12 protein-coding genes are annotated in these 23,054 nt (G+C 73.3%); 6 read left to right on the forward strand and 6 right to left on the reverse strand.

Going from position 1 to position 23,054, the window contains the following annotated elements; translation table 11 throughout:
* Positions 1-256: 256 nt before the first annotated feature.
* Positions 257-901: an HNH endonuclease gene (locus ACFC1T_RS14975; protein WP_375888265.1), complete on the forward strand. Its 645-nt coding sequence runs from the start codon at positions 257-259 to the stop codon at positions 899-901.
* Between the two features lie 95 nt (positions 902-996).
* Here ACFC1T_RS14975 and ACFC1T_RS14980 read toward each other — a convergent pair whose 3' ends face one another.
* Positions 997-4,953, reverse strand: a complete 3,957-nt coding sequence (locus tag ACFC1T_RS14980; protein ID WP_375888268.1) for a beta-N-acetylglucosaminidase domain-containing protein — start codon at positions 4,951-4,953, stop codon at positions 997-999.
* Between the two features lie 260 nt (positions 4,954-5,213).
* On the opposite strand from ACFC1T_RS14980, the gene malQ reads away from it, so the two are divergent.
* Positions 5,214-7,358, forward strand: a complete 2,145-nt coding sequence (malQ, locus tag ACFC1T_RS14985; protein WP_375888270.1) for a 4-alpha-glucanotransferase — start codon at positions 5,214-5,216, stop codon at positions 7,356-7,358.
* Between the two features lie 75 nt (positions 7,359-7,433).
* Positions 7,434-7,658, forward strand: a complete 225-nt coding sequence (locus tag ACFC1T_RS14990) for a hypothetical protein (RefSeq protein ID WP_188303613.1) — start codon at positions 7,434-7,436, stop codon at positions 7,656-7,658.
* Between the two features lie 155 nt (positions 7,659-7,813).
* Here the strand turns inward: ACFC1T_RS14990 and pepN are convergent, their stop codons facing one another.
* Together pepN and ACFC1T_RS15000 are read right to left on the reverse strand one after the other, a co-directional pair.
* Positions 7,814-10,393, reverse strand: a complete 2,580-nt coding sequence (gene pepN / locus ACFC1T_RS14995; protein WP_375888273.1) for an aminopeptidase N — start codon at positions 10,391-10,393, stop codon at positions 7,814-7,816.
* Between the two features lie 218 nt (positions 10,394-10,611).
* Positions 10,612-12,282, reverse strand: a complete 1,671-nt coding sequence (locus ACFC1T_RS15000) for a PQQ-binding-like beta-propeller repeat protein (RefSeq protein WP_375888274.1) — start codon at positions 12,280-12,282, stop codon at positions 10,612-10,614.
* A gap of 444 nt (positions 12,283-12,726) precedes the next feature.
* On the opposite strand from ACFC1T_RS15000, the gene ACFC1T_RS15005 reads away from it, so the two are divergent.
* From ACFC1T_RS15005 to ACFC1T_RS15015, 3 genes are all read left to right on the forward strand, one after another.
* Complete coding sequence (locus ACFC1T_RS15005; protein ID WP_375888275.1) at positions 12,727-13,905, forward strand: ROK family protein; 1,179 nt, start codon at positions 12,727-12,729, stop codon at positions 13,903-13,905.
* A gap of 261 nt (positions 13,906-14,166) precedes the next feature.
* On the forward strand, positions 14,167-16,071 hold the full coding sequence (dxs, locus tag ACFC1T_RS15010) for a 1-deoxy-D-xylulose-5-phosphate synthase (protein ID WP_375888277.1): 1,905 nt from the start codon (positions 14,167-14,169) through the stop codon (positions 16,069-16,071).
* A gap of 157 nt (positions 16,072-16,228) precedes the next feature.
* On the forward strand, positions 16,229-17,755 hold the full coding sequence (locus tag ACFC1T_RS15015) for an ArnT family glycosyltransferase (protein ID WP_375888279.1): 1,527 nt from the start codon (positions 16,229-16,231) through the stop codon (positions 17,753-17,755).
* Positions 17,756-17,864: 109 nt separating this feature from the next.
* Here the strand turns inward: ACFC1T_RS15015 and ACFC1T_RS15020 are convergent, their stop codons facing one another.
* The 3 genes from ACFC1T_RS15020 to ACFC1T_RS15030 form a co-directional block, all read right to left on the reverse strand.
* A complete protein-coding gene (locus ACFC1T_RS15020; RefSeq protein ID WP_375888282.1) occupies positions 17,865-20,012 on the reverse strand; it encodes a 3-hydroxyacyl-CoA dehydrogenase NAD-binding domain-containing protein in 2,148 nt (715 codons plus the stop codon).
* A gap of 2 nt (positions 20,013-20,014) precedes the next feature.
* Positions 20,015-21,232, reverse strand: coding sequence for a thiolase family protein (locus ACFC1T_RS15025; protein WP_375888284.1), 1,218 nt, complete (start codon positions 21,230-21,232; stop codon positions 20,015-20,017).
* Positions 21,233-21,516: 284 nt separating this feature from the next.
* On the reverse strand, positions 21,517-22,770 hold the full coding sequence (locus ACFC1T_RS15030) for an HRDC domain-containing protein (protein ID WP_375888286.1): 1,254 nt from the start codon (positions 22,768-22,770) through the stop codon (positions 21,517-21,519).
* Positions 22,771-23,054 lie beyond the last annotated feature (284 nt).

Here is a 23,054-nt window from a genome sequence, read left to right on the forward strand (position 1 = left end):
CCGAGCCGCACCCCCCGGCGGTCCGCCGCGCCGGGCCCGGCGGCGCGGGGGTGCAAGTGGACCTTCCCCAGGGCATACCGGGTACTACGGGGTATGACGGAGACCACACCCGGAGTTCACGTCAGGTCCGTTACACAGGAGTGGTGGCGCCGTACGAAGGCGTAAGGCGACACTGGGGGAGATCACGCACTCGTTGCGCGATCCAACCGCTCGTCCCGGCGCGAGCCACGCGCCGCAGGCGTCCAAGGAGGCATCCGTGCCGCATGTCCTGGTCCTCAACGCGTCCTACGAGCCACTCGGCGTCGTATCGATGCGCCGCGCACTCATCCTGGTCCTCAACCACAAGGCGGTCAGCCTGGAGGACTCGGGAGTCACTCTGCACAGCGCCACCAGCGCCCTTCCGGCGCCGTCCGTCGTCCGCCTGACCCGCTTCGTGCGGGTCCCGTTCTGCGGGCCCGTCCCGCTCACCCGCCGGGCGCTGTTCGCCCGGGACCACGGCCGCTGCGTCTACTGCGGGGCCGCCGCAACCAGCGTCGACCACGTCATCCCGCGCAGTCGGGGCGGCCAGCACCGGTGGGACAACGTGGTGGCGGCCTGCCGCCGCTGCAACCACACCAAGGCCGACCGCCACCTGACCGAGCTCGGCTGGCGGATGAAACGCCCGCCCGCACCGCCCAGCGGCCTCGCCTGGCGGATCATCGGCACCGGGATCAAGGACCCGCGCTGGCGGCCCTACCTGGAGCCGTACGGCGGCGGTGACCAACTGCGCGCCCCGCAGTGGGGCGAGTACGAGCACCACGACCATACGGAGCCGAACCACTCCGTCCCGATCGGCCGGGCGCACGTCGCCCACCCCGCCCCCGTCCGCCGCGGCGAGCAGCCCGAACCGCTCTCCGCCTGACCCCAGCACCACAAGGGCCCGCCCGTCACACCGTCGGTACGCGCCTCATGGGCCGCCGCGCCCCCCGCGAAGGGGAGCCCGGCGGCCCGCCGCGTTCACTGCTTGGGCGGCACCGCCGGCGTGCCGGGCTGCGTGCCGGGCTGCGTCCCCGGCTGGCCCGCCGGGGCCACCGGCGGGGTCGGCGGCGGGGTCGGCGGCTGCGGCGGAGCGGCCGGCGCCGTGACGGCGTAGAGCTCGATCCCGTACAGCGAGTAGCCGAACTTGGTGGCCCGCGCCACGCCCTGCATCCGTACGTACCGGACGTTCGAGGCGTCGAAGCGCACCGTCTCGTCCCCGCCCTTGCCGTTGTCGACCGTCGCGGCGTCCGTCCAGCTGCTGCCGTCCGAGGAGACCTGGATCTTGTACGAGGAGGCGTACGCGGACTGCCAGTGCAGCGTCGCCGCGCCCAGGTGGACGGCCTGCGGCAGCGCCAGCTGCACCCAGGCGTCGTCCTTGGCCGGCGAGGACCAGCGGGTCTTCGGGTCGCCGTCGGCGACCGCTGCGGCCGGGAAGTTCGGGGTCTCGTCGCCCGAGGAGGAGGCCTGGGAGCCGGGCGCCAGGTCCGGCCCGCCGGTCGGCGGCACCACGTGGACCTGCAGCACCTGCTTCACGGTGGTGCCGCCCGCCACGTAGGACACCGGCACCTGGTACGTCCCGGAGGGCGTGCCCGGTACGGCGGTGACCAGCAGCGGCACGCCCACCCGGCCGCCGCGCGGCACGGTGACCGGCCCGGCCGGGGTGACGGTGAGCCCCTTGGCGGCGGCCGGCACCTCGACCCGCAGTTCGCCGGTGGTGCCCTCGGGGCGGCCGGCCTCCACGGTGGCCTGGGTCCTGGCGGGCGAGGCCGCGCCGGTGACCACGTCCAGGGCCGGGTCGGCCAGGCTCAGCCGGGCCGCCGGGATGTCCGCGTACCAGGGGATGACCTGGTTGACCACCGGCGGGTCGCCGCCGGGCTTCCAGGTGATCCGGAACGCGTCGGCGACCTGCCCGCCGGCCGGCAGCTCGTTGTAGCCGGGCTGGATGACGCCGATGTCCGTCCAGCCGCCGTCGGCGCGGCGCACCGCGACGGTGGCGCTGGCGTGCACGGTGGGGTCGGTGAGCACGGTCAGCCGGTCCAGCGGGCGGGCCGCGCCGAGCTCGACGGTGAGCGGCTCGTCCTGCGCGGTGGGCGCCTTGGCGGCGCGGTACGCGGTGTCCGGGTTGCCGTCCAGGACGGCGGCGGCCGAGGAGCCGGGCAGCGCGGCGGGGCCGCCGGTGACGCTGGCCGGGGACTCGTCGGGGGCGGTGACGGTGAACTCGCGCACCGCGACGGCGGTCTTCTGGGCGGCGGTGGCCCGCAGCCGTACGGCCCGCACCACGGTGCCGGGCGGCAGCTGGGCGCTGACCGTCTTCTGGTTCTTCACCACGGCGAGCTGCTGCCAGCCGCCCGCGCCGGTGCTGTACTCCAGCACGCCGTCGCGGATGTAGTCGTCCACGGCGGTGCGGGCGTCGGGGCCGTTGCCCCAGCCGCCCATCAGCACGGTGACGCCGCTGATCGGCCGCCCGGCGCCGAGGTCGACGCCGACGGAGTCGCCGGGCTGCGGGGGAGCGGAGCTCCAGTAGAAGGTGTCGGCCTGGCCGTCGGTCATCAGCGCGGGCAGGTGGTCCTGCGCGGTGCCCATGCTGGTGGTGGGGGTGACCCCGCCGCTGACCACGCCCGACCAGTTGTCGGCGGCGCGCACGGCCCGGTCCAGGAAGGGCGCGAGCACCCCCGCGCCGATGGTCGCCGGGGCCTGGGCGAGCTGGGCGCGCAGCCGGTTGAGCTGCACCCGGGCCTTCCAGGCCGCCGCGCCGTCGCCGCCGTGCTGGGCCAGCAGCATGTCGAGGGCGGCCTGCCCGGCCAGCCCGTAGTCGCGCAGCGGGCCGAGCCAGGGGCCGGCCTCGGCGGCCAGCTGGGCGGTGGCGTCGGTGCCGGCCAGGGTCTGCCGGGCGCCGGCCATGGCGGTGAAGGCGTCCCGCAGCGGGCCCGCGGCCGCTATCAGCTTGGCGAGGTCCGGGGTGGCGCCGGAGGTGGGTTCGGCGTTGGCCCAGAACTGGTCGAGCAGCGGCTGGAGGTAGCCGGACTCCTGCTTGGCCAGCGGGGAGGAGGTGCTGTTGCCGGCCAGCGCCTGGACGGCGGCCAGGGCCGAGCCGGCGGGGGTGGCGTTGGCGCCGGTCGGCCCGGCCAGCGAGCGCACGGCCGCCTGCCAGGAGTCCTCGGGCTTGTAGCCGGTCGGGTTCCAGGCGAAGTCGCCGGCCGTGGCGAGGGCTATCCGGGAGGCCACCGGCTGCTGCATGGCGCCGGTCAGCAGCACCGCGGAGCGGGTCGCCACCTCGGGTTCGCGGCCGGTGTAGGCGCCGAGGAAGAGCCGGTCCGGGCTGGCGTCGTTGACCGGGTAGTTGTCCATGGTGACCAGCGGGTGCCCGTACAGGCTGCCGGTGTCGGAGGCCTGGGCGCCGGTGATCTTCTCCGGGATCGCCCCGCCGCCGCTCCAGGCGACCTGCACGCCGCCGGGCAGCGCGTCGGCCAGGGCCTTGCGGTAGGGCGTGGAGCCCTGCTTGTGGTACTCGGTGGGGACGATCGACAGCGGCGCCAGCCCCGGGTTCCTGGCGACCAGCCGGTCCTGGACCTTCTTGACCAGCGCGGCCTGCGCCTTGGCGGCGGCGGCCGGGCCGCGGCCGTACTCGTCCTGGTCGTCGTCGCAGTGCCACTCGTCGTAGCTGACGTCCAGGAACTGCAGCTGGAACGCGGTGAAGCCGAGCTTGCGCAGCCCGTCCAGCTTGGCGACCAGGGCGTCGACGTCCTTGCCGGAACTGAAGCAGAGGGACTGCCCGGGGTCGATCGCGTAGCCGAGGGTGACGTGGTTCTGCCGGGCCCGGTCGCCGAGTTCGCGCAGCTCGGACTGCTGGTTGGCGGGGTAGGCGTCGCGCCAGCGGCTGAGCCGGAACGGGTCGTCGCCCGGGGCGTAGAGGTAGAAGTTCTGCTTGGAGCGGCCCAGGAAGTCCACCTGGTCGAGCCGCTGCTGGGCGGTCCACGGGGTGCCGTAGAAGGCCTCCGCGGTGCCGCGCACCGGCGCGCCGCTGGGCCAGTCCCGCAGGGTGATGCCGGGCAGGCCGAGCCCGGCCGCGCCCGGCCCCTGGCCCTGACCCGCGGGTACGGCGGCGAGCAGCTGGCGCAGGCTCTGCGCGGCGTAGAAGGTGCCGGTCGCGTCGGCGCCCGCGAGCACCACCGTGCCGTACGTGCCGCCGCCCTGGGCGGGCAGCTGGCCGGCGGACAGCACGTAGCCGCCGGGCGGCATGCCCGCGGTGGACGGCGCGCCGCCGTCCTTGCCGCCGGCCGCGGCCGCGAGCTGGCGCAGCGTCCGGTCGACCTCGCCCTCGGCGCCCTCGGCGGGCCCGCCGATGTACACCACCAGCGAGCCGGCGGCGGGGGTGCCGCCGTCGGCCTGGGGGGTCAGCACGGTGGCCCCGGCGACGGTCAGCACCTCGCGGACGGCGTCCACCGCGCCCCGGTCCACCTTGGGCGCGGTCACCAGCGTCACGGCGGTCGGCACGGTGACGGCCCGTCCGGCCGCAGTCTGCTCCTGCGGGTGCGGGAACACCTGGGGGTTCGTCACGCTGCCCAGCGGCGTCTGGGGCGCGGTGCTCACCACGTCCGGCCCGGGGCCCGCCGCGTACGCCACCGAGGGCATCGGCCCGGCCAGCAGCCCGCCGACCACCGCCGCGGTCACCACCCCGGCCGCGATCTGCAGGGTCCGCCGCCCCGGCCGCCCGGCCGCGCGCTCCGCCCGCACCGACGCCAGCAGCGGCTCCGTCCCCTTGAGGTCGGCGATCAGCCGGTCCGCGGTCCGCGGCACCAGCTGACGACACGTCCGCGCCGTCGCCCGCCGGGCCGCCAACGCCGTCGGATGGTCCAGCACCTCGCGCAGCACCGGACTCTGCTCCAACTGCTGACGCAGCCGCCGCCCGGCCACCACGGACACACGGGCTTGCACAGGGGCCTCCTCGCCAGGCCTGGACCACAATGCGAGCAACCCCACCAGCTACCCGAACCGGTGTCAACGTCACCGACGGCTATGCCGAGTTTGCACCGGAATATCCCGTTGGCCTGACCCTCCGTCACCCCCCTGGCCACCTCTTGAGCCACCGGGCGAACCACCAGGCGCACTCGTGTCGCACAGCGTCGCCGCGCGGTTACCCGGGTAGGACTTGGGAGTCCTGACCAGGCGTTGCCGAGACATCGCAGGAGCCGCGAGTGGCCGCTTACCACGACAGTGACGGAGCCGAAGGACGGAAGGTCCCGGCGCAGGACGCGCCGCCGCCGCCCGCCGAACTGGTCGCGCTGGCACGGGCGTACGGGGTGGACACCCGGTACCCGGGGGCCGGGGGGCAGACAGTGGGGGCGCGGACGCTGGTGGCGGTGCTGGGGGCGCTGGGGGTGGCGGCCGGGTCGCCGGAGGAGGTGCGGGAGGCGCTGGAGCGCCACCGGGCCGAGCAGCGGGAGCGGTTGCTGCCGCCGTGCATCGTGGTCCGGCAGGGCCGCCGCACCGCGCTGGACGTACCGGCCGACGTCCGGCTGTACGTGGAGCTGGAGGGCGGCGGCAGTTGGGAGTTGCCGCGCGGCCACTCGCACTGGCTGCCCGCGGACCTCCCGCTCGGCCGGCACACCCTCACCGCAGCGAGCGGCGAGAAGCAGCAGCAGGCCCCGCTCGTCGTCGCCCCGCAGCAGCTGCCCCGACTCCCCGGCCGCAGCTGGGGGTTCCTCGCCCAGCTGTACTCCGTGCTGTCCGACCGCTCCTGGGGCATGGGCGACCTGGGGGACCTCGCCGAACTCGCCGGGTGGGCGGGCGCCGCCCTCGGCGCGGGCTTCGTGCAGATCAACCCGCTGCACCAGGCCCTGCCCGCGACCCCCGGCACCCCCTCCGACCCCTCCCCGTACCGCCCTTCCTCCCGCCGCTTCGCCGACCCCGTGCACCTGCGGGTCGAGGCCGTCCCCGAGTACGGCCACCTGACGCCGGCCCAGCGGACGGCCACCGACGACCTCGCCCGCCGCGCGGCCCGGCTGCGCGAGGAGGTCCTCACCCACGACGGCCTGGTCGACCGGGACGCCGTCTGGGCGCTCAAGCGCGAGGCGCTGGAACTCCTCCACGAAGTCCCGCGCGGTCCCGGCCGCCAGGCCGGTTACGAGGCGTACCAGCGCCGCGAGGGGGAGTGGCTGCGCCGCCACGCGCTCTGGAACGCGATCGCCGAGGTGCACGGCGCCGACTGGCACCACTGGCCGAAGGGCCTGCGTCACCCGAACGGCCCACAGATCGAGCAGGCGGCCAAGGAACTCCAGGACGCGGTCGAGTTCCACCGCTGGCTCGCCTGGCAGGTCGACCAGCAGCTCGCCGCCGCCCAGCGCGCCGCCCGGGACGCGGGCATGCCGGTCGGCCTGGTCCACGACCTCGCCGTCGGCGTCCACCCGGACGGTGCCGACGCCTGGGCGCTCCAGGACGTGCTGGCCGGCGGCATCTCGACCGGCGCCCCGCCGGACGCCTTCAACGCCCACGGCCAGGACTGGGGCCTGCCGCCCTGGCGCCCGGACGCCCTGGCGAAGGCCGGCTACGCCCCGTACGCGGAACTCCTGCGAGCAGCGGCGAGGCACGCCGGAGCGCTCCGCATCGACCACGTGATGGGCCTGTTCCGCCTCTGGTGGGTGCCCGAGGGCCATCCCCCCACCGAGGGCGCCTACGTCCGCTACGACGCCGAGGCGATGCTCGGCGTGCTGGCCCTGGAGGCCCACCGGGCCGGTACCGCCGTGATCGGCGAGGACCTGGGCACGGTCGAGCCGGGCGTCCGGGAGGAGCTGGCGGACCGGGGCATCCTCGGCACCTCCGTCCTCTGGTTCGAACGGGACTGGCAGTCCGACGGCGGCATCCTGCCCCCCGACCGCTGGCGCCCCGGCTGCCTGGCCACCCTCACCACCCACGACCTGCCGAGCACCGCCGCCCGCCTCTCCGGCGAGCACGTCGAGCTGCGCCACCGCCTGGGCCTGCTGGCCCGCCCGCTCGCGGAGGAGCAGCAGGAGGCCGCCGACGAACTGGCGGCCTGGCGGGCCGAACTGACCGCCCTCGGCCTGCTCGCGCCCGACGAGCCGCTCGCCATGCCCGCGCTGTACCGCTTCCTGGACCGGACCCCGGCCGAGCTGGTGGGCGTCTGGCTGCCGGACCTGGTCGGCGATCCGCGCCCGCAGAACCTGCCGGGCACCTGGGACCAGTACCCGAACTGGCGCCTGCCGATCGCCGACGGCACGGGCGCCCCGGTCACCCTGGAGCGCCTCGCCGCCGCCCCCACCGCCCGCCTGCTCGGCCGGCTCCTCACAGCCGGCGACACACCCTCCGACCCCCGGACCCCGTAGGCCGGAACCCGCAAGCGGAACCCCCAGCACCACCCCGACGCGCGCCCTCCCGTAAGCGGCGGGTAAGTTGGAATCGTGGACAAGAGGAACGCTTTGCGAGCCGGCGCGGTCTCCGCAACGGTCACGCTGATGATGCTGCTGTCGTCGCCCGCCATGGCCCTCACCAGGGACGACGGCGACGACCCGGGTGCCGGCCTGAGCGTCGGCCAGACCATCGGCCTGTACGTGCTGATCCCGCTCGCCGCGTTCGTCGTCATCGCGGCCCTCGCGGGTCTGCCCTACGGCAAGAAGAAGAAGTAACCGCGAGAAGCCTCGCGAGAAACCGCCGCGTCCACCGAGGACGCGCGGCAGGCGTTGGGCAGCACGGTCCACCAGGACCCGCAGGAACCCCGAAGGGGCGCCGGACGATCCGTCCGGCGCCCCTTCGGGCCTTCAACGGCAGGTCACCGGCCGGCTCAGCGAGCCCCGGCCGCCTTGTCGACCACCTGGGCCTTGAGCGCGCGCTCGATCCCGGCCCGCGACTCGACGACCTGACGGCGCAGCGCCGGCGCCGGCTCGGCCGAGGCCAGCCAGGCGTCCGTGGCGGCGAGCGTCTCCTCCGTCACCTGGAACGCCGGGTACAGGCCGACGATGATCTGCTGCGAGATCTCGTGGCTGCGGGTCTCCCAGATGTCCTTCACCGCGGCGAAGTACTTCTCCGCGTACGGCGCCAGCAGCTCCCGCTGGTCCGACTGCTGGAAGCCCGCGATCACGGCCTCCTGCACGTAGTTGGTGAGGGTGTCCGACTCCACCACCGAGGCCCAGGCCGCGGCCTTGGCCTCCGCGGTCGGGCGGGCGGAGCGGCAGCTGGCCGCGTGCTCCTGGCCGGCCGCGGTGTTGTCCCGCTCCAGCTCCGCGACGATCGCGGCCTCGTCGGCCCGGCCGGTGGCGGAGAGCCGGGCGAGCAGCGCCCAGCGCAGCTCGGTGTCCACGGCGAGGCCCTTGAGCTCGACCGAGCCGTCCAGCAGCCCGGCCAGCAGGTCGAGCTGGGCGTCCGTGCGGGCGACCGAGGCGAAGGTGCGGGCCCAGGCCAGCTGGTGGTCGCTGCCGGCCTCGGCGGTGCGCAGGTGCTCCTCGGCGGCGGCGGCCCAGCGGAGCAGGCCCTGCTCGCTCCAGTCCGGGTCGGTGTAGGCGTCCAGGGCCAGCTTGACCTGGCGCTGCACGGACTGCACGACGCCGATGTCGCTCTCCCGGCCGATGCCGGAGAGCGCCAGCGACAGGTAGTCGCGGGCGGCCAGTTCGCCGTCGCGGGTCATGTCCCAGGCGGAGGCCCAGCACAGCGCGCGCGGCAGCGACTCGGTGAAGCCGCCGAGGTGCTCGGTGACGACGGCCATCGAGTCCTCGTCCAGCCGGATCTTGGCGTACGACAGGTCGTCGTCGTTCAGCAGCACGACGGCCGGGCGGTGGCGGCCGACCAGCTCCGGCACCTCGGTGCGCGGGCCGTCGACGTCCAGCTCGATCCGGTCCGTCCGCACCAGCGAACCGTCGACCAGCTCGTAGAACCCGATCGCGATCCGGTGAGGCCGCAGCACGGCCTCGCCCTTGGCACCGGCCGGCAGCGCGGGGGCCTCCTGCAGCACGGCGAAGGACTCGATCTCGCCGTCCGTGTTCAGCACCACCGACGGCCGCAGCACGTTGATGCCGGCCGTCTCCAGCCAGGACTTGGACCACGCCTTGAGGTCGCGTCCGCTGGCCTCCTCCAGGGCGCCGAGCAGGTCGCTGAGCCGGGTGTTGCCCCAGGCGTGGCGCTTGAAGTAGGCGCGCACGCCCTCGAAGAAGGCGTCCTGGCCGACGTACGCCACCAGCTGCTTGAGCACCGAGGCGCCCTTGGCGTAGGTGATGCCGTCGAAGTTGACCTGGACGTCCTCCAGGTCGTTGATCTCCGCCATGATCGGGTGGGTGGACGGCAGCTGGTCCTGCCGGTAGGCCCAGGTCTTCATCTGGTTGGCGAAGGTGGTCCAGGAGTGCGGCCACTTGGAGCTGGGGGCCTCGGCCTGGCAGACGGCCTCGGCGAAGGTCGCGAAGGACTCGTTGAGCCAGAGGTCGTTCCACCACTCCATGGTGACGAGGTCGCCGAACCACATGTGGGCGAGCTCGTGCAGGATCGTCGCGGCGCGCGCCTCGTACGCGGCGTCGGTGACCTTGGAACGGAACACGTACTGGTCGCGCAGGGTGACGGCGCCCGCGTTCTCCATCGCGCCGGCGTTGAACTCCGGGACGAAGAGCTGGTCGTACTTGGGGAACGGGTACGGGAAGTCGAACTTCGCCTGGAAGTAGTCGAAGCCCTGCTTGGTGACCTCGAAGATCGCCTCGGCGTCGAGGAACTCGCGCAGCGAGGGGCGGCAGTACACGGCCAGCGGCACGCGCTGCTCGCCGTTCTCGTAGGTGTCGAAGACCCCGACGTACGGGCCGGCCACGAGCGCGGTGATGTAGCTGGAGATCCGGCCGGTGGGCTCGAACTCCCAGACCTGGGTGGGGCCTTCGCCGACCGGCTCGGGGGTGGGCGAGTTGGACACCACGACCCAGCCGGTGGGGGCCGTCACGGTGAACCTGAACGTGGCCTTGAGGTCGGGCTGTTCGAAGTTCGCGTAGACCCGGCGGGCGTCCGGCACCTCGAACTGGGTGTACAGGTAGGTCTCGCCGTCGACCGGGTCGACGAACCGGTGCAGGCCCTCGCCGGTGTTGCTGTAGGCGCAGTTCGCGACGACCCGCAGCTCGTTCTCCGCCGCCAGGCCGGGCAGCGGGATGCGGCTGTCGGCGAAGCTCGCCGGGTCGAGCGACGTGCCGTTGAGGGTGATCTCCTCGACGCCGGGGGCGACGAGGTCGATGAAGCTGTCGGCGCCGGGGGTCGTGGCGGAGAACCGGACCACGGTCGTGGACCGGAAGGTACCGCCCTCGCGGGCCGAGCCGAGGTCGAGCTCGATGTCGTACGCGTCCACCCGGATGAGGTCGGCCCGGGTACGGGCCTCGTCGCGGGTCAGGTTGGTGCCGGGCACTCGCTGCACTCCTTCGTCAGGCTGATGGACCGAATCCTCGCATGCCCGACGAGCGACCCGGCCGGAAAATCCCGACCGGAGAACCCGGCCGGAAACCCGCCCGGAAATCCCGCCCCGAGAACCCGGCCCGAGAACCGGCCGGAGAACGGGGGCGGGGCGGGCCCGGGCCAACCGGCCCCGACCCGCCCCGCCCTCACTGCCTCACCGACCGGAGTGCGTCACTTCCGCCACTTGGTCAGCGGACCGTCGGTGTTGGTGTACCGGCGGAACGCGTAGACCGCGTTGCCGTCGTCCGAGACGTAGTACACCGAGGTGCTCATGCTGATGTCGAACTTCCCGTTCGCGTTCGCGACGGTGCCGATGTCGGTCATCGAGCCGTCGGTCGGCGAGAGCGTCACCAGCCGGGACGGCTTGTCGTAGCCCTGCGAGACCAGGGCGCGGACCTTGCCGTCCTTGTCGGTGCCGGTGACCAGGCGGATGTCGCTGCCGCTGGCCGAACCGGGGCTGGCCGCCCACAGGCGCTTGCCGGTGTTCAGGTCGTAGGCGTTGATGGCCGGCTTGGTCGGGTTGACCTGGACGTACAGGGTGCTGCCGCTCACCACGTTGCGGGTGAAGGCGGTGTCCTGGCCGGACAGGCGCAGGCTGTCCGAGCCGGCCTCCTTGACGGACATCTGGTTGCCCGGCTTGTTGTCCTTGTCGAACGGCAGGATGTAGTCGCCGTTCGGGCCGTTGGTGATCACCAGGACCAGCGGCTTGTCCTGGACGACCGAGTCGACCTGCTCGATCGTGCCGGTCAGGGTGATCGGGCTGCTCGCCGCCTTGCCGGAGTCGGCGTTCACGATGACCAGCTGCGACTTCGGGCCGCTGGTCATGTAGCAGCGGTCGCTGATGGCGATCTGGCTGCCGGCCGCGCGGGCCCGCATGGTGCAGTCCTTGTCGCGGGGCTGGTACTGCCAGGCGGGCTGGCCGTTGGAGATGTTCAGCCCGGCCACCGCGTTGCCGCCGACGGCGACCACGTTGTCGGTGACGCTCAGGGTCGGCTGGGACAGCCGGTCGGCGGTGGCCTTGACGGTCCACAGCAGCTTGCCCGAGGTGAGGTCCACGGCGCCGATGGTGGAGCAGTCGTAGTCACCGGTGTTGAAGGCGACGGCGGCGACGTTCTTGGAGTTGGCGGTGTACGAGGCGCTGCACACCTCCTTGCTGCCGGACGGCACCGGGATGTTCCAGGCCTGCTTGCCGTCGACCAGGTTGTAGGCCTTGACGCCGTCGCTGTCGACGCGGACGGCGTACTTGTCGGTGCCCCAGATGCCCAGCAGCTGGTTGGTGGCATCGGTGTTGGAGGGCGTCGGGGCGTTCCAGGCGACGTTGAACGTGGCCTTGGTGCCGTCCGGCGCGGGCGCCGGAGCGACGGTGTTCCCGCCGTTGTCGCCGCCGACGGTGCTGGTGCCGCCCGAGTTCGCCACCGGGCCGGGGTTCGGGTCCGGCTTGGGGCTGGGCTTGAGCAGCACGACCAGCCCGATCACGATGGCGATCGCCAGCACACCGCCGATGATCCCGCCCCAGAGCATCACGGGGTTGCGCTGCTTCGGGGCCGCCGGCACCGGCGCGCCGGGGTAGTAGCCCGGCTGCTGCTGGTAGTTGTACCCGCCGCCGTAGCCCTGCCCCGCGTCCGCCCCGGGGTAGCCCCCGCCGGGCGCCGGGTCGTACGGGCCGATCGGCGCACCCGCCGGAGGCTGGGCCGGCATCCCGGCGGCCGTCGGCGCGTACGCGGCGTAGTCGGCCCCACCCGCCGGGGGCTGGACCGGGGGCGCCGGGGGTGCCGGGGGCATCGGGGGCTGGGCCGGCGGCCCGCCCTGCCCCGGAACCGCCGAGCCGTCGAGCTGGGTCATCTGGTCCGCGACGGCGGCAGGATCCACACCGCCCGCCGGCCGCCCGAACGAAACGCCCCGATTGCCCTGCGGGCCGCTGCCGGATGCATCGCCTGCACCCGGCGTAGGGTGATCCCCTGCCATCTGATTCCCCGTCATGTCTGGATGCGTCCCCCTGCCGGTACCGACCGCGGCCCGGTGGGACGGGTGAGATTGGGCACCATGCTAGTGGCGGCCGGTTTTCGCCCGCTCCCAGGACCACCCGATCCGGGCCCCGCCTCCCCCCACCGCGCAACACCTTCACCCCCCGGCCACCCCGCCCCCACGCCCGGCCCGCCGCTAGCCCCGCGCCCCCGCCCGCCGCGGGCCCGCGCAGCGGCCCCCACCCGTCGGCCCCCGACCCGTACCCTTCAGGAGTTGAAGGGGACACCCGGCGGAGGGTTCCCCACCCTGGGAGGGTGGATCATGTCGACGGACACACCGGGCTCACAGTCGTCCCTGCACCGGGCGAACCTGGAACGGGTGCTCCGCGCGGTACGGATGGCCGGTTCGCTCACCCAGGCCGAGATCGCCCGCGGCACCGGCCTCTCCGCGGCCACCGTCTCCAACATCGTGCGGGAACTGAAGGAGAGCGGCACCGTCGTGGTCGCCGACACCTCCTCCGGCGGCCGCCGCGCCCGCAGCGTCTCGCTGAGCGGGGACGCGGGCATCGTGGTCGGCATCGACTTCGGCCACACCCACCTGCGGGTGGCCGTCGGCAACCTCGCCCACCGGGTGCTGGCCGAGGAGAGCGCCCCGATCGACGTGGACGTCTCGGCCGCGCAGGGCTTCGACCGCGCCGAGGCGATGGTGGCGCGCCTCCTCGCGCAGGCCGGCTTCCGTCCCGAGAAGGTGATCGGGGTGGGCCTCGGCGTGCCCGGCCCGATCGACGTGGAGACCGGTGCGCTGGGCTCGACCGCGATCCTGCCGGGCTGGACGGGCATCGCCCCGGGCCGGGAGCTGGCGGAGCGGCTCGGCATGCCGGTGCACGTGGACAACGACGCCAACCTGGGCGCGCTGGGCGAGCTGGTCTGGGGGGCCGGCCGCGGCCTGAGCGACCTCGCCTACATCAAGATCGCCAGCGGGGTCGGCGCCGGCCTGGTCGTCAACGGCCAGATCTACCGGGGTCCGGGCGGCACCGCGGGTGAGATCGGGCACATCACCCTGGACGAGGCGGGCCCGGTCTGCCGCTGCGGCAACCGGGGCTGCCTGGAGACCTTCGTCGGCTCCCGCTACCTGCTGTCGCTGCTCACCTCGACCCTCGGCCCGGACCTCACCCTGCCCCGGGTGGTGGAGCTGGCCCACCAGGGCGACCTGGGCTGCCGCCGGGTGATCGCCGACGCCGGGCGCCAGATCGGTACGGGCGTGGCGACCCTGTGCAACCTGCTCAACCCGCGCCGGGTGATCCTGGGCGGCGACCTCGCCGAGGCCGGTGAGCTGGTGCTGGCCCCGATCCGCGACTCGGTGGCCCGCTACGCGATCCCCAGCGCGGCCCGCCAGCTGTCGGTGGTCCCCGGCACCCTGGGCGGCCGGGCCGAGGTGCTGGGCGCGCTGGCCCTGGTGATGAGCGAGATGGGCGAGTCCGGGGCGCTCGGCCGGCACTGACCGCCTTCCCCCCGTTCACCCGTCCGGCCGCAACCGCCGGAGAACGTCCGTTCGTCAATGAGGATTGACCCGCGCCCCCCGACCGACCTCCGGGAATGGCGGTAACCGGTCGGTGGCACCGGGCGCGCCGCTCGGCGTCCGCGTAGCGGACATTAGACTCGACCGGTCGGTACCGGCCGCGACCACCGGCCTGCCGCCGGACCGGGCGGCGACGCCCGTCGGACCGTCCGTGGTCCGCGAACACTGAACGAGGAGGAACGGGTGGCCCTGCTGACCCGCATTCGGGGACCGCGCGATCTCGACCGGCTCACGCCCGGACAGCTGGCCGCACTGGCCCAGGAGGTCCGGACCTTCCTGGTGACCGAGGTCTCCAAGACGGGCGGCCACCTCGGACCCAACCTCGGGGTGGTGGAGCTGACCATCGCGCTGCACCGGGTCTTCGACTCCCCGCGCGACCGCATCCTCTTCGACACCGGCCACCAGAGCTACGTCCACAAGCTGCTCACCGGCCGCCAGGACTTCTCCCGGTTGAAGATGAGCGGCGGCCTGTCCGGCTACCCCTCGCGCGCCGAGTCCGAGCACGACGTGATCGAGAACTCGCACGCCTCCACGGTCCTCTCGTACGCGGACGGCCTGGCCAAGGCCAACAAGATCCAGGGCAAGGCGGACCCGGTCGTCGCCGTGATCGGTGACGGCGCGCTCACCGGCGGCATGGCCTGGGAGGCGCTGAACAACATCGCCGACGCCAAGGACCTGCCGGTCGTCATCGTCGTCAACGACAACGAGCGCTCCTACTCGCCGACCATCGGCGGCCTCGCCAACCACCTCGCCACCCTGCGCACCACCCAGGGCTACGAGCGCTTCCTGTCCTGGGGCAAGGACGCCCTCCAGCGCACCCCGGTGGTCGGCCAGCAGCTGTTCGAGACGCTGCACGGCGCCAAGAAGGGCCTCAAGGACTTCATCGCCCCGCAGGGCATGTTCGAGGACCTCGGCCTCAAGTACATCGGCCCGATCGACGGCCACGACCTGACCGCCCTGGAGTCGGCGCTGACCAAGGCGCGCGGCTTCGGCGGCCCGGTGATCGTGCACTGCCTCACCGAGAAGGGCCGCGGCTACCACGCCGCCGAGAACAACGACGAGGACCGCTTCCACGCCGTCGGCGTGATCCACCCGGACACCGGCCTGCCGGTCAAGAACTCGGGCAAGGACTGGACCTCGGTCTTCGGCGAGGAGATGGTCGCGCTCGGCCGCGAGCGCGAGGACATCGTGGCGATCACCGCCGCGATGCTCCACCCGGTCGGCCTGGCGCCGTTCGCCAAGGAGTTCCCGGACCGCATCTTCGACGTCGGCATCGCCGAGCAGCACGCCGTCACCAGCGCCGCCGGCCTGGCCACCAACGGGCTGCACCCGGTGTTCGCGGTCTACGCGACCTTCCTGAACCGCGCCTTCGACCAGGTCCTGATGGACGTCGCGCTGCACAAGCTGGGCGTCACCTTCGTACTGGACCGGGCCGGCGTCACCGGCACGGACGGCGCCTCGCACAACGGCATGTGGGACATGTCGATCCTCCAGGTCGTCCCGGGCCTGCGGCTGGCCGCCCCGCGCGACGCCGACCAGGTCCGCGCCCAGCTGCGCGAGGCCGTCCAGGTCGAGGACGCCCCGACGGTGGTGCGCTACTCCAAGGGCTCGGTCGGTCCGGCCGTCGCCGCGGTCGGCCGGGTCGGCGGCATGGACGTGCTGCGCGCCGCCGGGGAGCCCTCCGGCGCCCACCGCGCGGACGTGCTGATCGTCTCGGTCGGCGCGATGGCCCCGACCAGCCTGGAGGTGGCCGACCTGCTGGCCGCCCGGGGCGTCACCGCCACCGTGGTGGACCCGCGCTGGGTCAAGCCGGTGGACGAGGCCCTGCCGGGCCTGGCCGCCGAGCACCGGGTGGTCGTCACGATCGAGGACAACGGCCGGGTGGGCGGCGTCGGCGCGGCCGTCGCGCAGGCACTGCGGGACGCGGACGTGGACGTACCGGTGCGCGACTTCGGCATCCCGCAGGAGTTCCTGGACCACGCCAGCCGGAACGAGATCCTGGCCGAGATCGGCCTGACCGCCCCCGCCATCGCCGAGAAGGTGGGCGCCCTGGTCGCCAAGCTGGACGCGGCGCCGGTCAAGGCCTGAACCGCCCCCGGTGGAACGGGCCGGCCACCCGTCGCCCGTTCCGTCGACGCCCGATTGTCGTCTCTGCGTAACAGTTCGTCGCGGGACGAGCTGACAATCGCACTGAATGGCGGGACCGGCGCTCTACGCGCCGTTCCCGCCCGGTAGGTTGTCAACCGTGCCCACCCCCACCCGCCCCCGCCTCGACGGACTGGTCGACCGCCTGCCCGCGCGCGCCCGTACCCACATCCGACAGGGGTACTGGACGAGGCTGGTGCCGCTGCTCACCCTGGTCGCGGTGGCCACCCACATCCCGTCCTTCGCCCGGCCCGTCTGGAGCCCGGACGAAGGCTTCCTGGCCACCCAGGCCCGGATGCTCGCGGACGGCGGGGTGCTCTACGACACCGTGGTGGACCGCAAGCCGCCGCTGCTGCCCTGGCTCTACCAGGCCTGCTTCGCCGTCTTCGGCTCCGCCTCGCTGTGGCCGCTGCGCACCCTCGCGGTGGCGGCCCACCTGGTCACCGCGATCCTGCTGGCCTCGATCGCCCGCGGCCGCTGGGGCAACCGGGCCGGGGCCGGCGCCGGACTGCTCTACCTGCTGGTCTCCATCGGGCTCTCCCCGGAGGACACCCAGGCGGCGACCTTCGAGGTCTTCATGCTGCCCGCGATGGTGGCCGCCTTCCGGTACGCCGAGCGCCGCCGCTGGCTGGCCGCGGGCATCGCGGTCGCGCTCTGCTCGCTGACCAAGCAGACCGGCGGCGCGGTGCTGCTGCCGGTGCTCTGGATGCTCCTCCAGGACGCCCGCCGACGCGGGGTGCGCTGGCCGCCCGCCCTGTTCAAGATCGGGTTCGGCTTCGCGGTGCCGATAGCGCTGGTGGCGGTCATCCTCACCAAGCCCAAGGGCTTCCTCTTCTGGGTGGTCACCGGCAGCGGCGACTACGCCTCCTTCGGCGGCGCCTGGCTGCAGATGCTCGGCCGGGCCTTCGGCAACCTCGGCATCCTGGCCGCGGCGGGCCTCGGCTTCCTGTTCCCGGTCGGCCGCCGGCTCTGGTTCAAGTACCGCCACCGCCCGCTGCCGGTGGCCGGCGAGGAGCACGGCTCGACCACCGACCTGTGGGTCTGGCTGCTCTCCTCGGCCGTCGCGGTCAGCGTGGGCTTCCACTTCTTCGGCCACTACTACCTCCAGCTGATGCCCCCGCTGGTGCTGCTGGGCACCGGGGCGGTCGCCACCTCGGCGATCCGCTGGAAGCCCGTCCTGGTGTACACCACGGTCGCCGCCACGGTCTTCTGGGGCCTGGCGCTGGCCTGGCCGGGGGAGCAGATGAGCCGCAACACCGAGGTCGCCACCGCGGTCGCCGCCCAGACCACCCCCAAGGACACCGTGCTGGTCTGGGGCATGCACCCCGAGCTGTACTGGCTGGCCGACCGCAAGCCCGCGAGCCGCTACCTGACTGCCGGCTTCCTCACCAACTACAGCGGCGGCAAGGACGGCAGCGGCAACGTCGGCGAGCAGTTCAGCGTCAACAACGCCTGGCAGACCTTCGACAAGGAACTCGCCAACGGCCTGCCCGAGGTCTTCGTGGACGACTCCGGCGTCGCCCCGTACCAGCCGGTGCTGGTCCCGCGGATCGAGAACCTGCTGGACACCCACTACGAGATGATCGGCGTCATCGGCGACACCGTCGTCTACCGCCTCAAGCACTGAGGCACCGCTCAAGCACCGAGGTACCGCCTCGAGCACCGAGGCCCGACACCGCGCACGCGAGAGCCCCCGGCGACCAGGTCGCCGGGGGCTCCGCTCGTACCGCTACGCCTTACGCGGGCACCGAGGCCACGCCGGGGGCGAGGAACTTCTTGCCGGTCACCCGCTCCGAGACGCCCTCACGGTCCAGGTACGGGGTGATCCCGCCCAGGTGGAAGGGCCAGCCGGCACCGGTGATCATGCAGAGGTCGATGTCCTGGGCCTCGCCGACGACACCCTCCTCCAGCATCAGGCCGATCTCCTGGGCCACGGCCTCCAGGGAGCGGTTCAGGACCTGCTCCTCGGTGAGCACCGAGTCGCCGAAGGTCAGCAGCTCCAGCACCTCGGGGTCGAGGACCTGCTTGCCGTCCACCCAGGTGTAGAAGCCGCGCTTGCCGGCCTTGACCACCTTGCCGAGGTTCTCGGAGACGGTGAAGCGCTCCGGGAAGGCGCCGGCCAGGGTCTCCGAGACGTGCAGGGCGATGGCCGGGCCGACCAGCTCCAGCAGCACGATCGGGGACATCGGCAGGCCGAGCGGCTCGACGGCCTTCTCGACGCTGGCGATCGGGGTGCCCTCGTCGATGATGTTCTGGATCTCGCCCATGAAGCGGGTCAGGATCCGGTTCACCACGAACGCCGGAGCGTCCTTGCACAGCACCGAGGTCTTCTTGAGCTTCTTCGACACGGCGAAGGCGGTGGCCAGCGACGCGTCGTCGGTCTGCTCGCCGCGGACGATCTCCAGCAGCGGCAGGATCGCGACCGGGTTGAAGAAGTGGAAGCCGACGACCCGCTCGGGGTGCTGGAGCTTCGAGGCCATCTCGGTGACCGACAGCGAGGAGGTGTTGGTCGCCAGCACGCAGGTCGGCGAGACCACGGCCTCCAGGTCCGCGAAGACGGTCTGCTTGACGCCCATCTCCTCGAACACGGCCTCGATGACGAAGTCCGCGTCGCCGAAGGCCACGGCCTTGTCCAGCGAGCCGCTGACCAGGCCCTTGAGGCGGTTGGCCTTGTCCTGGCCGATCCGGCCCTTGCCGAGCAGCTTGTCGATCTCGGCGTGGACGTAGCCGACGCCCTTGTCGATACGCTCCTGGTCGATGTCGGTGAGGACCACCGGCACCTCCAGACGGCGGGCGAACAGCAGCGCCAGCTGCGAGGCCATCAGGCCGGCGCCGACGATGCCGACCTTGGAGACCGGGCGGGCCAGCGACTTGTCCGGCGCACCGAACGGGCGCTTGGCCCGGCGCTGCACCAGGTTGAAGGCGTAGATGCCGCTGCGCAGCTCGCCGCTCATGATGAGGTCGGCCAGGGCCGCGTCCTCGGCGTCGAAGCCGGCCTGGAGGCTGGCCTTGTCGGCGAGGTCGGCGTCCTTGACGGCGGCGATGATGTCCAGCGCCTTGTACGCGGCCGGAGCGGCCCCGTGCACCTTGGCGTCGGCGACCATGCGGCCCCAGAGGACGGCGTCGTCCCAGGCCTTGCCGCGGTCGATCGCCTCGCGCTCGACGGCGACGTCGCCCTTGAGGACCTGGGCGGCCCACAGCAGCGACTGCTCCAGGAAGTCGGCCGGCTCGAAGATCGCGTCGGCGATCCCCAGCTCGAACACGTCCTTGCCCTTGAGCTGCTTGTTCTGGTTCATCGAGTTCTCGATGATGACCTTGACGGCCTTACCGGCACCGATCAGGTTCGGCAGGATGGTGCAGCCGCCCCAGCCGGGGACGAGGCCGAGGAAGACCTCGGGCAGCGAGAAGGCCGGAACGCCCGCGGACACCGTGCGGTAGTCGCAGTGCAGGCCGACCTCGACGCCGCCGCCCATGGCCGCGCCGTTGTAGAAGGCGAAGGTAGGGACGGGCAGCGCGGCGATCCGCTTGAAGACCTCGTGGCCGCCCTTGCCGATGGCCAGCGCGTCGGCGTGCTGCTTGAGCAGCTCGACGCCCTTGAGGTCGGCGCCGACGGCGAAGATGAACGGCTTGCCGGTGATCGCGGCGCCGACGATCCTGCCCTCGGCGGCCTCGGCCTCGACCTGGTCCAGCGCCTCGGACAGCTTGAGCAGCGAGCCCGGGCCGAAGGTGGTCGGCTTGGTGTGGTCGAAGCCGTTGTCCAGGGTGATCATGGCCAGCTTGCCGGCCTGCAGCGGCAGGTCCAGGTGGCGCACGTGCGCGGTCGTGACGACCTCGCCCGGGAACAGCTCGGCGCCCTGCTGGAGCAGCTCAGTGGTGTTGCTCATGCTCACTTACCACCCTCGAAGTGGGGGTTCTCCCAGATGATGGTGCCGCCCATGCCGAAGCCGATGCACATCGTGGTGAGGCCGTAGCGGACGTCCGGGCGCTGCTCGAAGCGGCGGGCCAGCTGGTTCATCAGGCGCACGCCCGAGGAGGCCAGCGGGTGGCCGAAGGCGATCGCGCCGCCGAACGGGTTGACCCGCTCGTCGTCGTCCGCGATGCCGTAGTGGTCCAGGAAGGACAGCACCTGGACGGCGAAGGCCTCGTTGACCTCGAAGGCCTGGATGTCGTCGATGGTCAGACCGGCCTTGGCCAGCGCCTTCTCGGTGGCCGGCACCGGGCCGATGCCCATGACCTCGGGCTCGACGCCCGCGAAGGCGTAGGAGACCAGGCGCATCTTGACCGGGAGGCCGAGCTCCTCGGCGACGTCCTCGGCGGCCAGCAGCGAGGCGGTGGCACCGTCGTTCAGACCGGCCGAGTTGCCCGCGGTGATGTTGCCGTGCGGGCGGAACGGGGTCTTGAGGCCGGCCAGCGACTCCATCGTGGTGCCCGGGCGCATCGGCTCGTCCACGGTGGCCAGGCCCCAGCCGGTCTCGCCGACCTCGGGGTTGGTGTTGCGGATCGTGATCGGCACCAGGTCCGGCTGGATGTCGCCGTTGGCGTACGCCTTGGCGGCCTTCTCCTGGGAGCGCACGGCGTAGGCGTCGCAGCGCTCCTTGGTGATGTGCGGGAAGCGGTCGTGCAGGTTCTCCGCGGTCATGCCCATGAACAGGGCGGACTCGTCGACCAGCTTCTCCGAGACGAAGCGCGGGTTCGGGTCCACGCCCTCGCCCATCGGGTGGCGGCCCATGTGCTCCACGCCACCGGCCACGACCACGTCGTACGCGCCGAAGGCGATGCCGCCCGCGGTGGCGGTCACGGCGGTCAGGGCGCCGGCGCACATGCGGTCGATCGAGTAGCCGGGCACGGACTTCGGCAGGCCGGACAGCAGGGCGGCGGTGCGCCCGATGGTCAGACCCTGGTCGCCGATCTGCGTGGTGGCCGCGATGGCGACCTCGTCGATGCGCTCGACGGGCAGGCTCGGGTTACGGCGCACGAGTTCCCGGATGCACTTGACGACGAGGTCGTCGGCGCGGGTCTCGTGGTAGATGCCCTTCGGGCCGGCCTTGCCGAACGGGGTGCGGACGCCATCGACGAAGACGACGTCCCTCGCGGTACGAGGCACGGGGGCTCTCCTCCCAGGGACCAACATTTCGGGTGTGCAGGCTGCCGCCGGAAGATCCCGAGCGGCGCCGCGTCAGAAGCCATGCTACCGGTCGGTAACCAACCTGCCCAGGCCCCTCGGAGGGTTCTGACCATGTGTCCCGCGACACGTCCGGCACCACCGCGACCAGGAAGGCTCCCCCGGAACGCCGTGAGGGGGCGCCGTCCGTAACGGACGGCGCCCCCTCACGGGAGTCGGTCGGCGGGGCCGGGGCCGCGTGGGAGGGCCCGGGCGCTCCGGCCGGATCAGGCCTCGGCGGTGCCTGCGGTGGCGGCGGTGGCGAAGGCGGCGGCGACCACCGGCGCCACCAGGTCGACCTGCCACTGCCGGGCGCCGAGCCGGCGCAGCACGGCGGCCACGCCGTCGCCGCTCAGGTCGGCCGGCGGCTCCCAGGAGACCCGGCGCACCAGGTCCGGGGTGATCAGGTTCTCGGCGGGCAGGTGGTGGCGCTCGGCCAGCTCGCTGACCGCGGCGCGGGCACCGGAGAGCCGGGCGGCCGCGACCGGGTCCTTCTCCGCCCAGGCCCGCGGCGGCGGCGGCCCGTCGTGCGGGGCGGCGGCCGGCGGCAGCTGGTTCTCCGGGACCTCCCGGCCGCGCTGCACGGCCGCCAGCCACTGGTCCAGCTGGCGCCGGTGCAGCCGCGGGCCGAAGCCCTGGACGGCCTGCAGCGCGGCGATGTTCAGCGGCATGGCCAGCGCGGCGTTGACGATCGCGGCGTCCGAGAGCACCCGGCCCGGGGAGACGTCGCGCTCCTGGGCCATCCGGTCGCGGGTCAGCCACAGCTCGCGCACCACGGCCAGCTGGCGGCGCCGGCGGACCTTGTGCAGCTGCGAGGTGCGCCGCCACGGGTCGGTGCGCGGGGCGGGGCGGGGCGCGGCCGCGATCGCGGCGAACTCCTCCAGGGCCCAGTCGAGCTTGCCCTGGGCGTCCAGCTCCTGTTCGAGTGCGTCGCGCAGCTCGACCAGCACCTCGACGTCCAGAGCGGCGTAGCGCAGCCACGGCTCGGGCAGCGGGCGGGTGGACCAGTCGACCGCCGAGTGCTCCTTGGCCAGGCTCAGCCCGAGCACGTTCTCGGTCATCGGCCCCAGGCCGACCCGGGCGAAGCCGGCGATCCGCCCGGCCAGCTCGGTGTCGAACAGCCGGGCCGGTCTCATGCCCACCTCGGCGAGGCAGGGGAGGTCCTGGGTGGCGGCGTGCACCACCCACTCGGCGTCCGCGATGGCGGCGCCCAGTCCGCTCAGGTCGGGGCAGGCGATCGGGTCGATCAGCGCGGAGCCGGCGCCCGCGCGGCGCAGCTGGATGAGGTACGCCCGTTGCCCGTAGCGGTAGCCGGAGGCGCGCTCGGCGTCGACGGCGACAGGTCCGGTGCCCGCGGCGAAGGCGGCGACGACGGCGGCCAGCGCCTGCTCGTCCGCCACGACGGGCGGGATCCCCTCCTTCGGTTCGAGGAGCGGGACCGGGGCTGCTTCTTCTGGGATGGCTGCTACGGCGTCGGTCACCTACCAAGGGTACGACGGTCACCGGAACTGGGAGTGTTGTCGGACTGGTCAGACTGCTGATCGCCCGCCCGCCGGGTCACCCACCGGGCCGCCCGACCGGCTGCCCGGGCGCCCGGCTGACGGACCGCCGGGCCCGGAGCCCCGGGTGCCGCCGGACGGGCGTGCGGCGGCCCAGGAGGGAAGTGTCATCATGGCCGCCCAAGGGTGGCGGGGGCGGTTTGGCCCCCGCCCGCGGAGTGGTATGTGGCCGTGCGCAGCGCGAACCCCGACAAACCGGGCCCGTA

Origin of the sequence: Kitasatospora sp. NPDC056076 (genome assembly GCF_042266305.1) — a bacterium.
Lineage (GTDB): Bacteria > Actinomycetota > Actinomycetes > Streptomycetales > Streptomycetaceae > Kitasatospora.

Coding starts and splice junctions, on each gene's coding strand:
- ACFC1T_RS15000 (WP_375888274.1), bottom strand. CDS start 12,282: ATGACCCAGCTCGACGGCTCGGCGGTTCCGGGGCAGGGCGGGCCGCCG.
- ACFC1T_RS15005 (WP_375888275.1), top strand. CDS start 12,727: ATGTCGACGGACACACCGGGCTCACAGTCGTCCCTGCACCGGGCGAAC.
- ACFC1T_RS15020 (WP_375888282.1), bottom strand. CDS start 20,012: ATGAGCAACACCACTGAGCTGCTCCAGCAGGGCGCCGAGCTGTTCCCG.